Origin of the sequence: Lysinibacillus sp. 54212 (genome assembly GCF_036662795.1) — a bacterium.
Classification (GTDB): domain Bacteria; phylum Bacillota; class Bacilli; order Bacillales_A; family Planococcaceae; genus Lysinibacillus_B.
In genome coordinates, this window is the sequence record NZ_JBAFWZ010000021.1 from 19,203 (window position 1) to 34,159 (window position 14,957).

The 14,957-nt window shown below is 40.3% G+C and carries 16 protein-coding genes; 5 read left to right on the forward strand and 11 right to left on the reverse strand.

Annotated features, from left to right (window positions below; translation table 11 throughout):
- Nucleotides 1-47: 47 nt before the first annotated feature.
- The 8 genes from V4T18_RS13735 to V4T18_RS13770 form a co-directional block, all read right to left on the reverse strand.
- Entirely contained in the window at nucleotides 48-734 is a 687-nt protein-coding gene (locus V4T18_RS13735; protein WP_332650243.1) for an ABC transporter ATP-binding protein, read from the reverse strand.
- Entirely contained in the window at nucleotides 731-1,543 is an 813-nt protein-coding gene (locus tag V4T18_RS13740; protein WP_332650302.1) for an ABC transporter permease, read from the reverse strand. The genes V4T18_RS13735 and V4T18_RS13740 overlap by 4 nt, the downstream gene beginning before the upstream one ends.
- On the reverse strand, nucleotides 1,543-1,995 hold the full coding sequence (locus tag V4T18_RS13745; protein ID WP_332650245.1) for a nitrous oxide reductase accessory protein NosL: 453 nt from the start codon (nucleotides 1,993-1,995) through the stop codon (nucleotides 1,543-1,545). Before V4T18_RS13745 ends, V4T18_RS13740 begins: the two co-directional genes overlap by 1 nt.
- Nucleotides 1,992-3,275 carry a right-handed parallel beta-helix repeat-containing protein gene (locus tag V4T18_RS13750; protein ID WP_332650247.1) on the reverse strand — a complete coding sequence of 428 codons (1,284 nt, stop codon included), beginning with the start codon at nucleotides 3,273-3,275 and terminating at the stop codon, nucleotides 1,992-1,994. Before V4T18_RS13750 ends, V4T18_RS13745 begins: the two co-directional genes overlap by 4 nt.
- A gap of 58 nt (nucleotides 3,276-3,333) precedes the next feature.
- Complete coding sequence (locus tag V4T18_RS13755) at nucleotides 3,334-3,981, reverse strand: nitrous oxide reductase accessory protein NosL (protein ID WP_332650249.1); 648 nt, start codon at nucleotides 3,979-3,981, stop codon at nucleotides 3,334-3,336.
- Between the two features lie 406 nt (nucleotides 3,982-4,387).
- A complete protein-coding gene (locus V4T18_RS13760; protein ID WP_332650251.1) occupies nucleotides 4,388-4,729 on the reverse strand; it encodes a hypothetical protein in 342 nt (113 codons plus the stop codon).
- Between the two features lie 117 nt (nucleotides 4,730-4,846).
- Nucleotides 4,847-5,677, reverse strand: a complete 831-nt coding sequence (gene nadE, locus V4T18_RS13765) for an ammonia-dependent NAD(+) synthetase (RefSeq protein ID WP_332650253.1) — start codon at nucleotides 5,675-5,677, stop codon at nucleotides 4,847-4,849.
- Nucleotides 5,678-5,695: 18 nt separating this feature from the next.
- Entirely contained in the window at nucleotides 5,696-7,162 is a 1,467-nt protein-coding gene (locus V4T18_RS13770; protein WP_332650255.1) for a nicotinate phosphoribosyltransferase, read from the reverse strand.
- 452 nt (nucleotides 7,163-7,614) lie between these two features.
- Here V4T18_RS13770 and V4T18_RS13775 point away from each other — a divergent pair, with 452 nt between their 5' ends.
- The 5 genes from V4T18_RS13775 (at nucleotide 7,615) to V4T18_RS13795 (ending at nucleotide 11,959) form a co-directional block, all read left to right on the forward strand.
- On the forward strand, nucleotides 7,615-7,956 hold the full coding sequence (locus tag V4T18_RS13775) for a P-II family nitrogen regulator (protein ID WP_332650256.1): 342 nt from the start codon (nucleotides 7,615-7,617) through the stop codon (nucleotides 7,954-7,956).
- A gap of 14 nt (nucleotides 7,957-7,970) precedes the next feature.
- Nucleotides 7,971-9,278, forward strand: coding sequence for an ammonium transporter (locus V4T18_RS13780; RefSeq protein WP_332650257.1), 1,308 nt, complete (start codon nucleotides 7,971-7,973; stop codon nucleotides 9,276-9,278).
- 159 nt (nucleotides 9,279-9,437) lie between these two features.
- Complete coding sequence (locus V4T18_RS13785) at nucleotides 9,438-10,166, forward strand: ABC transporter ATP-binding protein (protein WP_442916943.1); 729 nt, start codon at nucleotides 9,438-9,440, stop codon at nucleotides 10,164-10,166.
- Nucleotides 10,163-10,921: an ABC transporter permease gene (locus V4T18_RS13790; protein ID WP_332650260.1), complete on the forward strand. Its 759-nt coding sequence runs from the start codon at nucleotides 10,163-10,165 to the stop codon at nucleotides 10,919-10,921. Before V4T18_RS13785 ends, V4T18_RS13790 begins: the two co-directional genes overlap by 4 nt.
- 69 nt (nucleotides 10,922-10,990) lie before the next feature.
- Nucleotides 10,991-11,959, forward strand: coding sequence for a proline dehydrogenase family protein (locus V4T18_RS13795; protein ID WP_332650262.1), 969 nt, complete (start codon nucleotides 10,991-10,993; stop codon nucleotides 11,957-11,959).
- 45 nt (nucleotides 11,960-12,004) lie between these two features.
- Here V4T18_RS13795 and V4T18_RS13800 read toward each other — a convergent pair whose 3' ends face one another.
- From V4T18_RS13800 to V4T18_RS13810, 3 genes are all read right to left on the reverse strand, one after another.
- Nucleotides 12,005-12,610, reverse strand: coding sequence for a response regulator transcription factor (locus tag V4T18_RS13800; protein ID WP_332650263.1), 606 nt, complete (start codon nucleotides 12,608-12,610; stop codon nucleotides 12,005-12,007).
- 1 nt (nucleotide 12,611) lies between these two features.
- On the reverse strand, nucleotides 12,612-13,739 hold the full coding sequence (locus V4T18_RS13805; protein WP_332650264.1) for a sensor histidine kinase: 1,128 nt from the start codon (nucleotides 13,737-13,739) through the stop codon (nucleotides 12,612-12,614).
- A gap of 143 nt (nucleotides 13,740-13,882) precedes the next feature.
- On the reverse strand, nucleotides 13,883-14,917 hold the full coding sequence (locus V4T18_RS13810; protein WP_332650265.1) for a fatty acid desaturase: 1,035 nt from the start codon (nucleotides 14,915-14,917) through the stop codon (nucleotides 13,883-13,885).
- Between the last annotated feature and the right edge of the window lie 40 nt (nucleotides 14,918-14,957).

Sequence of the window (14,957 nt, forward strand, 5' to 3'; positions counted from 1 at the left end):
ATTTACATACGGTTGTAAATCTACTATCGGGGGCATTGTGAGGAGGGCTATCCCTCGCTAAGTCCTATTCTATTTAACCAGAGTTGCTCGAGCTCATCGTATCCATATTTATCTAATAGCTCCCCCATATCACCTGCCACTAGCACAGAGCCTTCATGTAAAATAATGACGTCATCTGCAAGTTGCTGTGCAAAGGAGAGCATATGCGTTGAAAAAATAACGGTGCTACCACGATCTCGCTCTTGTCTTATCATATCCTTTAATTGGGCAATCCAGTACGGGTCAAGGCCATTTGTCGGCTCATCCATAATAAGTAAACCGTCCCCACCTAATAGGCTTTGTGCTAGATTTAAACGCTGACGCATTCCTTTAGAAAATTGCTGCACTCTTTGCTTTTTCACCTCAGACAGTCCTACTTTTTGAAGCACCGCCCTTTGTTCGTCTTGCGTCGCTTTTTTTAAGGATGAAAGCAGCTTTAAAATTTCCTCCGCCGTTAGTGAGGTTGGAAAATCAACATCGTCCGGCATATAACGTATTGTTTTATTTTCATGCCATACTAGCTCACCCTGCTGTGGCATTTCCTGCTTCGTTAGCATTCGGATAAGCGTACTTTTACCCGCTCCATTTCCGCCAGCTAGCGCAATAATACGCCCTTTTTGAATAGTAAAGCTCGCATGCTGTAAGCCGCGCCCATTCGCATAAATTTGCTGCAAGCTTTTGCATTCTACTATCATTTTGCCCCACCTACCTTTTTCAACGCTCGTTTTGCTAGCCATAATGGAGCTACTATCCAGAGTAAGGTTACTAGGACGAATAGTATTTTCCCTATAGCTGATTGATAAAACTGAATGAGATCATAATAGGTTGGTCCTAAAGCCGCTGCTTGGTCTGCCATTATAAAGTAAGCAAAACGAAGCCATTCAATTGGATTCATATGTAGCATGACGATCGTAAGCTTTTGTAGTACATGCCCTGCAACTACTGTACCGACAGCCATTAATGCATAGGATAAAAGCAGTAAAAAGAACGCCCATACAACGAGGGATACTGCAAGAGCGTGAAGGCGGTTTCGTGCCAAAGCTCCAATCATCGTCGAAAGCGAGGCACAAATTACAATTAAAAGAAGCGTCAGCACAATAAATGGCATTGGTAGCTTGACCCCACCAAGAACGCCACCTAGCAATAGAACGATGCCAAAAGCGAACACAACAATAAAGAAAAACGCTCCGCATAATGCGATAAACTTCCCGAAAATATATTGCGATAATGAGATCGGGTATGTTTTCAATAGAGAAAACCAGCCCGACTCGATATCTCCTGCAATACTCATACTACCAATCGTCAGCGTAAAGAGCGGTAATAAAAATAACAGTAGGTTTAAAAAGGACGCCGTTTGTCTTGTAAAACCTTCTACATCCGGTAAGGCCATTTGCTGGATCATGACAATTGCAACAAAGACAAAGGTAAATAATAGGGCGACAAGTAGTAGCCATTTACTGCGCACCATTTGCCGCCATTCAAGTGAGATAAACATGTGCTGCATCAATGGTGAATCCCCCACTTAAACGTTTTTAAATCATCGTATGCTAGGAATTGTCCCTCACCCTCTTTGGCAATCCAAGCCTTTGCCTCTTCCTCACTTGCAAAGGCCACAACTCCATAATTCATCGGTGTCCAATAATCCTTCGAGTAGACGTAGGTTGCATCCTTTACATTGACCCACTTGTTATTTTTCATTTCCTTAATAAAGGCAGCGCCAATATCCGATTCCTCTGTATCTGCAATAAACTCCATTAAACAGCCTAAATCATCAAACATTTCATAATCACCATTCGTATGAACAAGCTGTGCGGCGTAATCCTCATGGGCAATGCTCATATTACATACTTTACAAATATCCGTTTCAGCATTAATTTCTCTTGGCTCATAGGTTTTCTCCGAGCAGGCAGCAAGCGCCACGAGAGCCAACAGTACTATCATCATTCTTTTTTTCATAAAACAACACTCCTTCTATATAAAACGATACAGCCTAGTAGTAAAAAGAGTCCAAATAGCAGCTGTTTGAAATGAATTTTGACACTCGTTTCTTTCGTCAATGTACTAGTTGTCAGCGGTGCATCATCAACAAGTATATCCTTTGTCGATAGGTTCGCCCTTTTATCTATAGTATTGAGCAGCACTATGCTCGGGGATTCAACAAAATACTGATATACCGGCTTTCGTACCATCCACTGACCAAAGCTTTGCAGGGCAACATAAGCCTCTTCGCCTGTGCCATCTCCATTTAAATCAATGCCACTATAATCATCATAAAAATTATTCGATAACATAAGCCCCGACTGATCGGATCTTGCATTTACTAAATTTCCAATAAAAATATTTTTCATTGCCCTATTCGACCGAGAGGATTTTATTGATTCCACTGCCGTTTGGTTCATTTGGAACAGATTGTTTAACGCTTGAATATCAGTTGTACTTTGTAACGTAAGACCGATTCGATTCCCAATTATGTTGTTATGCTGCAATACCATTTTATGGGCATCGAAAAGTGTAATGCCTGTTCCATTAAAGCCTTCCTGATAAAAAATTGAATTATTTTCTAGCTGCAAATCTGCTGTCATCATAATCATCAGGCCCGTCACATTACGTGTATAGTGGTTATCCCGTACACTTCCTTCGCTGCTATACATAAAATGTGTACCATAACGACTATCCTTAACAATGTTCCTCTCGATCGTAATGTCCTTTACTCCCTCAATATAAAAGCCATCCTGTACCGCGCGAATTTCATTATCGATTAGCCCAACGGTTTCACTATTATAAACCGCCACCCCGTTCCCTTTTTTAGCATAATGCAGATCATTGCCTCCGATTTTACTGCCACTCACCGAAATATCCTTTGATTTTTGAATTACAATCCCCTTCTGAACATGCCACATCGATAGGTTTTGCAGTCGAACTTGCTCAGATTGCTTAACGACTAGTGCCGTTCCCTTTGTATCAATCATTACATTCCGTATCGTGACATCACTCGCCCCCTCTATCGTTACGGTCGTTTCGCTATCACGTTTCCCTTTAATAACGGTATCCGACTGTCCTTCAATAGTAATCGGTTTATTAATGATAATATCTCCCTCGTATACTCGTGCCTCCAATTGAATGACAGCGCCATCCTCCGCTTCATCAATTAGCCTTTGTAGCTCCTGCTTGGCAGCATATACATCATTTCCACAATAAAAGAGAGTTATTAGGAGCAGACCTATTATCTTTTTCATAAAATCACCTCACCAACGACGAAAAGACTAGAAGAATTTCCTCTAGTCTTACCAAACTTTAATGACCGCTATGGTCTTCTTCCTCACTGTCAGCTTGCTCTTGTCCATGCTGATTATTATTCGCTTCTTCCTCTGCTTGTTTCTTCATCTTTTCTTCACGACGCTTTTTAGCATCCTCTTTGATTTTTTCAAGCTTTTCTACAAAGGCAGTTGGATTCTCTTTTATGTAAGCATCCGCATCCTCTTGCTTCACGAAGTAAATATATCCCCAGTTCATCGGTGACTTAATTTCTGTTTTCACAATTACAACATCTTCTACTAAAGCCCATTCTTTTGTATTGTAATCACGAACATATTTATCATTTGTTTCATTATGTGCAAGCTCTGCATTTAATAAACAGCCAATATCATCGTAAAATGCTGTTGAGCCATCCGCTTTAATTGCTTGAGCCGAGAATACACCTAGCTCGTGATCTTTTGTGTAAACTTTCATATTACACATTTCACAAACTGATTCTTCTGTTGGCTCCTGTAGTCGAGGGTCTGCTAGAGAAGCGACTCTATCCCCTTCTTTTACTGTCGTATCATCTTTCGCTACATCTTGTTGATCATTTTCTTTTTCTTTCGTTTCTTTATCTTCGCCACCACATGCTGCTAAGGCTAGCGCTGCACCGGCAATAATGAATAATCGTAATAGCTTTTTCACAATGATTCCCCTTTCATTTCTATCTATAGATTACTTTACAGTGCAATTGTGAAATAAGATGAAAATACATGTGAAATAATTGCAAATATTTTCTAGAAAAATACCCTCCTAAAAATTAGGTTATTTCTATTGCGCCAGCATGCTTTCCTGGGGACGCGGCTTCACTACAATCCACATGCTTTATTCATAATGTGGTTATTAACATGAGATTTATATACCAAAGTGTTTTAAGAAGAATTATTTTTATACATTTCTAGCACACGTAACGTAGAGCGGCGAGGAGACTGAACCCATGCTCTGGATGCGCGTCCGCTCAGTGTGCGGTGCATATTAGCACCCCGTCTTTTGATGATGAACCGCTTAATGCAAAAAAAATCACCTGAACGAATCTGATTCATTCAGGTGATTATATTGATGTTCGGTAAGTGTGATTTCGACGCTTCATTTTCGTTGCGTAGCTTACCATTATTGCCTGTCTTAATAATCGATTTCGCATTATTGCTGCTGTATCCCCATCATACTGGATGCCCTTAATTAAAACATGGTGACGGTTATTGACTAGATTTACTTTTTTCACAGGTGCCTTTTTCCTTTGAGAAGCATTCTGTTTATCCTGCTGCTGACGGTTAAAATGGTTTAATGCATCTCGATCATTCATCACATTAATGAATGCATCCTCTGTTTCTAAATAACGCTTTGCATTTCTGTACGTACTTGTTAGCACATTTCCTACTCGCGAAGTTCTCATCACAGCTTACCTCCTTTCCATACACTTCTTAGGTATTTATATCGACTAATTCCCGAAATAATTTAGAAAGGATGCACCTCTGTATGTCATAAGGTGCATCCTTCGCAGTAGCTCGGGCTACTCTTTCCAAAAATCATCAAATATCGTAATTGGTAGATGACGTTTGTGCTTTGAGCGTAAATAGTGTCCTTCAAGCGTTTTACGAGCCTCTGTAGGGATTTCTTTGCCCTCTAGATAATCATCTATTTGCTCGTATGTGATACCAAGTGCCGCTTCATCGGGTAGAGACGGTCGATCCTCCTCTAAATCAGCAGTTGGCACCTTTAAATACAAGTGCTCGGGACAATTTAAATACTTTAAAATTTGCTTTCCTTGTCGTTTATTCAAACGGAAAATGGGCATTAAATCGGCGCCGCCATCTCCAAATTTCGTAAAGAACCCTGTAATCGCTTCAGCAGCATGATCTGTGCCGAGAACAACTGCATTTTTCATTGCCGCAATAGAGAATTGCACTTTCATTCGTTCACGAGCCTTTTCATTGCCTTTTGCAAAGTCACTTAGCTCTATATCTGCAGCGGCGAGTGCGCGAACACTAGCATCCACTGCCTCTTTAATATTTACGGTATACACTTTATCCGGCTGTATATAGTCAATTGCAGCCTGGCAATCCTGCTCATCCGCTTGAATACCATACGGGAGGCGAACTGCGTAGAAGGCATATTTATTTTCTCCAGCTTCCGCGTTCAATTCATCGACTGCCATTTGCGCAAGCTTACCTGTCAATGTAGAGTCCTGTCCTCCGCTAATCCCTAGCACGAAGCCTTTTACGAAGCTATGCTTATGAGCATACTCCTTTAAAAAGTTAATTGACTTTCGAATTTCCTCTTCCACATTTATCCCAGGTAATACATGCAGCTCTTCAATAATCCTCTTTTGTAAATCAGCCATGATGATCCCCCCTTTTAATTAATTTTCAACCTCATCGACCATATCGCGTACCTCTTGGATATTACGCATTTTATTATCCCAGCATTTTTGGCTTAAATCGACAGGGTATTCCTCCGGGTTAAGGGAACGCTTATACTCATCCCATAACAGCTCTAAGTTATCGAAGGCATATTGGCGCATTTCTTCTAAAGGCGGGTTATCGTATATTACTTGCCCTGCATGGATTACTTTTTCATGCAGCTCTTTCGCCTCAAAGTTTGTTACAAACTTCGATACGAATGTATGAACAGGATGGAACATTTTAATTCGTTCCTCCTGTTGCGGGTTTTCATCCGCCATCGCAATGTAATCACCCTCTGATTTTCCATTGGATTTATCAATGATACGGAATACACGCTTTAAGCCCGGTGTTGTTACTTTTTCGGCGTTTGCTGAAATTTTGATTGTGTCTTCCATTTCACCGTGTTCATTCTCAATTGCCACCATTTTATAAACCGCCCCTAGCGCCGGCTGATCGTATGCTGTAATTAGTTTCGTGCCAATTCCCCACATATCAACACGAGCACCCTGTGATTTTAAGTTTAAAATGGTATATTCATCTAAATCATTCGAAACAATGATTTTCGCCTCTGTAAATCCAGCCTCATCGAGCATACGGCGTGCTTCTTTTGATAGGAAGGAAATATCTCCACTATCTAATCGTACACCGATGAAGTTAATGCGATCTCCTAATTCCTGCGCCACCTTAATAGCAGTAGGTACGCCAGATTTTAACGTATTGTACGTATCAACTAAAAACACACAATCTCGGTGACGCTTTGCATATGCATGAAAGGCATCGTAATCATTTTTATACGCCTGTACTAGTGCATGTGCATGCGTCCCCGCAACAGGGATACCAAATTTTTTCCCAGCACGAACATTTGAGGTTGATTCAAAACCACCAATAACTGCTGCTCGTGCTCCCCAAATTGCAGCATCCATTTCCTGCGCTCGGCGTGTTCCAAATTCCATCGCTACTTCATTTTTCACCACTTGCTTAATACGGCTCGCCTTTGTCGCTACTAACGTTTGGTAGTTGACGATATTCAGTAGAGCCGTCTCAATTAACTGAGCTTCTACTAATGGCGCCTCAATTCGCACGATTGGCTCATTCGCAAAAACAAGCTCCCCTTCAACCATCGAATACATAGTGCCAGTAAATCGTATATCTTTTAAATAATTTAAAAAGTCCTCGCTATATCCTAGCTCTTCTCGTAAGTAAGCAAGATCCGATTCTTTAAAGCGGAAATCCTGTAAATAATCGAGCATACGCTCAAGTCCAGCAAATATCGCATAGCCATTGCCAAACGGAAGCTTTCTAAAATATAACTCAAAGACTGCTTTGCGATTATGAATCCCATCAGCCCAGTAGCTTTCTGCCATATTAATTTGATAAAGGTCCGTGTGTAGCGTTAAGCTATCATCTTCGTATTTTGCTTTCATTATAAAGTCCCTTCTTCCGAAACATAATTAAGCATAGTATACACTATTTAACTTGTAGCGAGGCGTCTGACAGCTTATTTTTCGATACGCTATTTTAAGTTTGTTAGTTTTTCTTACATAAAGAGAAGGATTTTAGCAAAACATTTGATTTCCCCCTAAAAACACCTTGTTAATAATTTAAATTCCTAAGGCTAGAACACATCCCCCCTTTCGAAAACGGGAGAGATAACTATCTTCCCTCCCAATCATCTCCACTTCTTCTTGACATATTCCATAGACTATGAGCTTTACATATTAGACTGAAACGTTTTGTATCAAGCTTTCCAGCGCTTATCTCACATTTCGATTAAACCCATCGAAATTAATTGTAAGAAAAACTAACACGAAATCATTGATTAAATGAATTATACCCTATAATATGTTATATAACCTAACGCAAGGAGTTGTTGAGAATGAAGAAAATCGAAGCAATTATCCGCCCTGAGGTTTTCGCGAATGTTCGTGAAGGCTTAGCTAGGGAGGGGATTGATGGTTTAAGCATTTCAGAAATCGCAGGCTGCGGTCGTCAAGAGGGACGTACAGCATTATTCCGTGGCAACTCTTATTCAATGGAGTTTTCGCAAAAGCTAAAGCTCGAAATGGTCGTTGATAATTCAAAGGTTCAAGCAATCGTAGACGTCATTTTACGTGACGCCTCTACTGGTGAAGTAGGCGATGGAAAAATATTCATTTATCCAATAGAACAAGCAATTCGGATTCGCACAAAAGAGCTCGGCTCTGTAGCGATTGATTAAAGGAGGAGAATGTTATGACAAATGAAGCATTAGAAATGTCGATTAATTTAGTTTGGGTAATGCTTGGTGCATTTTTCGTCTTCTTTATGCATGCTGGCTTTGCAATGGTAGAGGCTGGCTTTACGCGCGCAAAAAATGCTGTAAATATTTTAATGAAAAACATTTTAACAATTTCTCTTGGTGGTGTCGTTTATTTCCTAGTAGGTTATGCACTCATGTTCGGCGATAGTGCTGGCGGCTTTATCGGGACCTCGGGTTTCGCACTTTTAGGTGTCGATGATATTGGATTCTTTGTATTCCAAGCAATGTTCGCAGCCACTTGTGCGACAATTATTTCCGGTGCCGTAGCAGAACGTATGAATATTAATGCTTATTTAGCTATTGTCGTACTTATGACATTATTCATCTATCCTGTAGTAGGTCACTGGATTTGGCAAGGGGATGGCTGGTTAACAAACCTCGGCTTCATTGATTTTGCAGGTTCAACTGTAGTACACCTAACCGGAGCAGCAGGTGCATTAGTGGCAGCAGCTATCATTGGACCTCGTATCGGTAAATATAAAAAAGGCGTTGTGAATGTAATCCCCGGGCATTCTATTCCACTTGGTGCATTAGGCGTATTTATTCTATGGTTAGGCTGGTTTGGCTTTAACGGAGGCTCTACTTTAGCTGCAGATCCATCATTAGTTCCTACCGTGATTGCCAACACCTTCTTATCTGCATCCGCTGGTATCATCGCAACAGCCTTCTATACAAAATTCCGTTACGGTCATATTGACGGGTCTTTAACATTAAACGGCGCATTAGCTGGTCTTGTCGGTATTACTGCAGGTGCAGCAAATGTAAGTTTAGTAGGGGCAATTATTATCGGTTTTATTGCGGGACCCCTATTAGTTGAAGGTGTTCGATTCATAGAATGGAAGCTAAAAGTGGATGATCCAGTTGGCGCAGTAGCCGTTCACGGTATTTGTGGCATTTGGGGTACACTTGCAGTCGGCTTATTCGATGTAGCTGGCGGTGGCGGTCTATTTTACGGCGGCGGCATTGAGCTTCTCGGAGTGCAAGCAATTGGGGTTTTAGCAGTAATCGCTTGGACAGCAGCAACAGTCGGTATTGGTTTGTCCGTCGTCAAACTTTTCGTGCCTCTACGTGTATCTCGTGAAGAAGAAATCGAAGGATTAGACCTTGCAGAGCACGGATCGTACGCTTACGAATTCCAACAAGATACGTTCAAGGGCTTAGCTAGCAGGAGCGATACATTTGCACAACGTTTAACAACTCTAGGTAAATCCCCTTCCGTTGTAGGAGAAAAACAGGTGTAAGCTTATTACGACTAGATATGTTTCCCCTAAAACATATTACAAACCTTCCAAACATAATGAAGACGGAGCTCGTTCCCCTAAACGAGCTCTTTTTCTTTTGCCTTCCCATTCGCAAAGACGTATCCTTAAAAGGAAATACTGACGTAATTAGGAGTTGTTATGATGAAATGGGATGCAGCGATTACATTCAAGGAGCTATCCTTCTCAATAGAGAACCGGCCTATTTTACAATCCATTTCGGGTTCGTTTTATAAAGGGAAAATTACAACACTTGTCGGTCCTTCTGGCGCTGGTAAGACCACACTACTCAAAATGTGTAACGGTTTACTCCTGCCAACCGAGGGAAAGATTCTAATCAAAGGTCAACCGATTGAGGAATATGAACCAACGTTATTAAGAAGGACTGTCGGCATTGTATTACAAAGTGCACCAATTATTCGTGCCTCTGTATACGAAAATTTAGCACTTCCAAGAAAACTACATAAGGAAACCCTTTCAAAGGAAGAGGCCATTAGCTTTTTACAGGATGTCGGTTTGGATGAATCCTTACTATACAGACAAGCAACAGAGCTATCTGGCGGGCAAAAGCAAAAGCTCGCGATTGCAAGGACACTGATTAATAAATCCGAAATTTTATTATTAGATGAAATAACATCTTCACTCGATCCTGCCTCAGCCCATGATATCGAGGAGCTTATACTGAAAATTAACGAAAAATACGGCGTCACAATTATTTGGATTACCCATAACTTAAAGCAAGCAAAGCAGCTCAGTAATTTCACTTGGGTGCTGAAGGACGGGCAACTTGTGGAAAGTGGAGAATATGCCACTCTAGAAAGCTCAACAAACCCAACCTTACAACAGTTTCTAAGTGGAGGTGTCGTATGACGTACAGTACGCTATCTTTAACATTAATTTTCATACTGCTTCCACTATTATTATCGAAAGCATTAAAGCTTGGTCTTGGGAAGGATATTACGATCGCCACAATTCGTTCAATTATCCAACTACTCGCTATCGGATTCGTCCTACAATTCATTTTCGAAACAGATAGCCCAATTTATATTGTAAGCATGATTTTGTTTATGATTGCTGTTGCGACATTAAATGCACGAAAAAAAGGCGAGTTCATTCCGGGTATTACATGGAAAATCGCCGTTACATTAAGCGTTGTCGAGGTCGTTACACAAGGGATATTGCTTGGTCTACAAATCGTCCCCCCTACACCTCAGTTCATTATTCCCATTAGCGGCATGATGATCGGCAACGCCATGGTGCTTTCTATTCTCTTTTTAAATCGCTTCCAAGCCGAAATAGGTGCTAATGAGGATGAAATCGAGCTTATTTTATCACTAGGCGGTACACCCAAACAGGCCGTACAGCGCCATTTAACAAACTCTATAAGAGCTAGCATGATTCCAACCATTGAAGCACAAAAAACAATCGGTTTAGTACAACTACCAGGAATGATGAGCGGACAAATCATTGGTGGTGCCGCGCCCGTGCAGGCAGTACAGTTTCAAATTTTAATTATCTTTGCCCTACTGACTTGCGCCACATTATCAAGTGTTATTCTTGGGCTGTTAGTATACCCAACCTTATTTAATGAGCGTATGCAACGAATTCATAGGTTAGGAACTTAGGGTATTGTAGAAATTTCTAGCAATCCAATGCTATATGGTATAATTTACATGAAAGCGAGGAGATCATTTATGGCATTACGTGACTTTTTTTATCAATTATCTGAAAGCGAATTATTGAATGGCGCAGCCCAAAAATACGGTCTAAAGCTTGGGGCACGGAGCGTCGTCGCCGGGACAACTATTCCAGAAGTAATTGAAAGTATAAAAAAATTAAACTCACAAGGTATTTCGTGCACCGTAGATAGTTTAGGTGAATTTGTTTTTGAAGAAGAGGAAGCAATCAGAGCAAAAGAAGAAATATTAGCTGTCATTGAAGCCATTCACAATGAGGGCGTAGATGCGCACATTTCATTAAAGCCTTCACAACTTGGTCTCGATATCGATATTGACTTTTGCTATGACAATTTGCGAGAAATCGTAGAGAGAGCATCCCAATACGGTATTTTCGTTAACTTTGATATGGAAAATTACGCACGCCTACAGCCTTCATTCGATATGCTACAGGAGCTCGCTAAATCTTTCGATAATGTAGGAACCGTTATACAAGCTTACTTTTTCCGGGCTAAGGAGGATATTGAGAAATTCAAGGATTTCCGTCTACGTATTGTGAAAGGGGCCTATAAGGAACCTGCAGATGTAGCTTATCAGGATAAATTAGAAATAGATATTAACTTTCTTGAACTGATTGAATATCATTTATTACACGGAAAGTTTACATCAATCGCTACACATGATCATAACATTATCGCGCACGTAAAGCGCTTTGTGAAGGAACACGAGATACCGAACGAAAAGTTCGAATTCCAGATGCTTTATGGCTTCCGAACAGATATGCAGGCTGAGCTCGCAAGGGATTTCAACTTCTGTACGTACGTTCCATTCGGCAAGGATTGGTATGGCTACTTTATGCGTCGTCTTGCTGAACGTCCACAAAATATCAATCTCGTAACAAAGCAAATGTTTAATAAAAAAACAAATACACTTTTAGCAGTCGCTGCAGGGGCATTTGTTCTTGGGCGTCTAACAAAAAAGAAATAAAAAAAGTCCATTGCTCGCTGTGCAATACTGCGAACAATGGACGTATTATTTATTCCAGCCTTTTTCTTTAAAGCGAGCAATCGCCTCAATTCGATTTCCTACGCCAAGCTTATCTAGTATCGTTGAAATATAATTACGCACTGTACCAGCAGATAAATAGAGTTCAGCTGCAATTTCTTTTGTCGTTTTCCCTTCCGCAACGAGCTCCAGCACCTGGCTTTCTCGGTCCGTTAATGGATTTTCGCTATCATCCTCATAAACAAAATCGACAAGATCTGGTGCATAAATTCTACGACCATCCATAATAATACGAATAGAATTAACAAGCTCCTCTATCGGACTATCCTTTAATAAATAGCCTCGAACTCCTGCCTTGCGTGCACGTTCAAAATATCCCGGCCTTGCAAAGGTCGTTAAGATAATCGTTTTACAGTCTTCCTCGCGAAGCGCCTCTGCAGCATCAAGACCCGTTTTGAGTGGCATTTCAATATCCATAATACAAACATCCGGCTTTAGCCTTTGGACAATTTCTATAGCCTCTTCACCATTTTTAGCTAACCCTACAACTTCCATATCTTCTTCCATACTAAGTAGTGATTTCATCGCACCGAGTAGCATCCCTTGGTCTTCCGCAATAACAATTCGAATCAAACTAGTCACTTCCTTTTTGGTGAGTTATCGTAACAGGCACACGAATAACGAGCTCTGTTCCCCGATTATTTTTCATTTCTACAGTTCCATTAATGAATTCAATTCGTTCACGCATACCCTTCAAGCCATTTCCACTCATTGTAAACGTTTCTTCATAGCCAATACCATTATCTTTTACGGATAAGGTTAGCTCTACGTTATTTTGACGAATCGTAATATCACATTTCGACGCCTTACTATGCTTGACTACATTTGTGACTGCCTCTTTTAAACACATACTTAGTACATTTTCAGAGAGAACAGGGAGTTGAATTCTATTTGGTTCACCGTGTAATGTAAATTGGATTTCTGCTGCGCGTAGTATTTGCTCTACCCGTAGCAGCTCCTCGACCAACCGAACAGCCCGCATATCAGCTACTAGCTCGCGCACCTCTTTTAATGCCACACTCGCAGTTTGGCGAATATCTTTTATTTCATTTATGGCCTGCTCAGGATTTTTTTCGATTAAACGTGCGGCTAAGTCACTTTTCAACCCAATCATGGATAGCTTTTGCCCGAGTGTATCATGTAAATCACGCGCAATACGCTGGCGTTCCTCATGAATGATCAGCTCTGAAATACGGTCACGAGCAGTTTCTAATTGGCTTTCCAGGTTTTCTCTTCTATTCCGACTATAGAGGGTAAAGGGTAGCAAGACAACACCAATAACCGCAATTATAATAAACGGTGTTTGAGATAAAAATAAATCCAGGAAAATAAAATAGCCCGCCACGATTGAAATAACCGTAAAGCCAATATGTAAGCCATACATAATATAGAACCCGACCGTTTGGCGAATATTACCGATAAAAAACGCCGTAAAGAGGGATAGGTAAATATAGCCGAACATAAGCGTCATCGCGACATTGAGCACCATTTGAAAGCTAATCCACATATAGACAAGTCCGCTTTTAGATTGAAACGAAAATCTATGGCATAAAAAGTAAAACAAAATCATGACAATGCCTATTGAAATATACCAAAACGAAAAGGCACGTATGATAAAGAAAAATGGCATAATACAAAAAATAATCCATATATAAATACTTAACCATGGACTTTTTGGAATAATACTGTACCAGCTTTGCATAAAATCCTCACTTCTTTTTATTCTATTATAGCAAAGAGCCTATCTGTTATGTTATTTCAACATAACTCAGCTTGAACATCAAACGAAAAGCTGCCTCAAAATTCATGAGACAGCTTTATGCTAATTATATAGTTCTACTAGACTTACGCAGCCTTTTTAGAAGAGTTTTTATCTCGCAGAGCAATCAATGCTTCCACTTCTTTAAACGACACAAACTTCTTGCGGTCAGGATCGTATAATTTATAACGAATTGACTCTAAGCTTGTTGATAGCGTAATTGTTGTAGCATTTTGTAATGGTGGTATAGATTCATGCGCTGCCTCTAAATTATAGTTAGGTACACGAGGAGCTAAGTGATGCACATGGTGGAAACCAATATTTCCTGTAGCCCACTGTAAGATTTTCGGTAATTTATAGTACGAGCTACCTTCAACCGCAGCCTTTACATAATCCCATTCATCATCATATTCGAAATACGAATCCTCGTACGTATGCTGAATATAGAATAGCCAAATCCCTAGAGAACCTGCAATAAATAACGTTACACCTTGAACAAGTAAAAATGCCTGCCAGCCAACAAAATAAATTAATGTTCCACAGAGTGCAATAAGCGTTACATTCGTTAAATGTGTGTTAATACGTTCTTTTTTCTTCGCATCGCTGCGATTAAAGCGATTTAAGATAAGTACCATAAATAGCGGACCTAATCCGAACATCACCAGTGGATTACGATATAATCGATAGCCTAGGCGACCTAGCTTTGATTTTTCTAAATACTCATCAACCGTTAACATATCAATGTCACCGATACCACGCTTGTCCAAGTTAGAACTTGATGCATGGTGAATTGTATGCTCACGCTTCCATTTTTCATACGGAAACGACGTTAATACACCTGTGATAAACCCTACATAATCATTCGCCTTCTTATTTTTAAAGAAAGAGCCATGTGTACAATCATGGAAAATGATAAATGTTCGAACAACAAAGCCTGAAGCAATCACACTACAAGCCACTGTATACCAAACAGAAAATTGCAATACATAATAGCCTAATCCCCAAATTGCTAGCAGTGGTAAAATAGTATTCACCATTTGCATAATACTTCTATTAACTTCAGACTTCGCAAAAGGCGCTACATCTTTACGTAACTTTTTCGTCTTTTCTGCATCTGTCATATTCACGTTATTCCCTACTTTCGTTTCTGTTATGCGATAT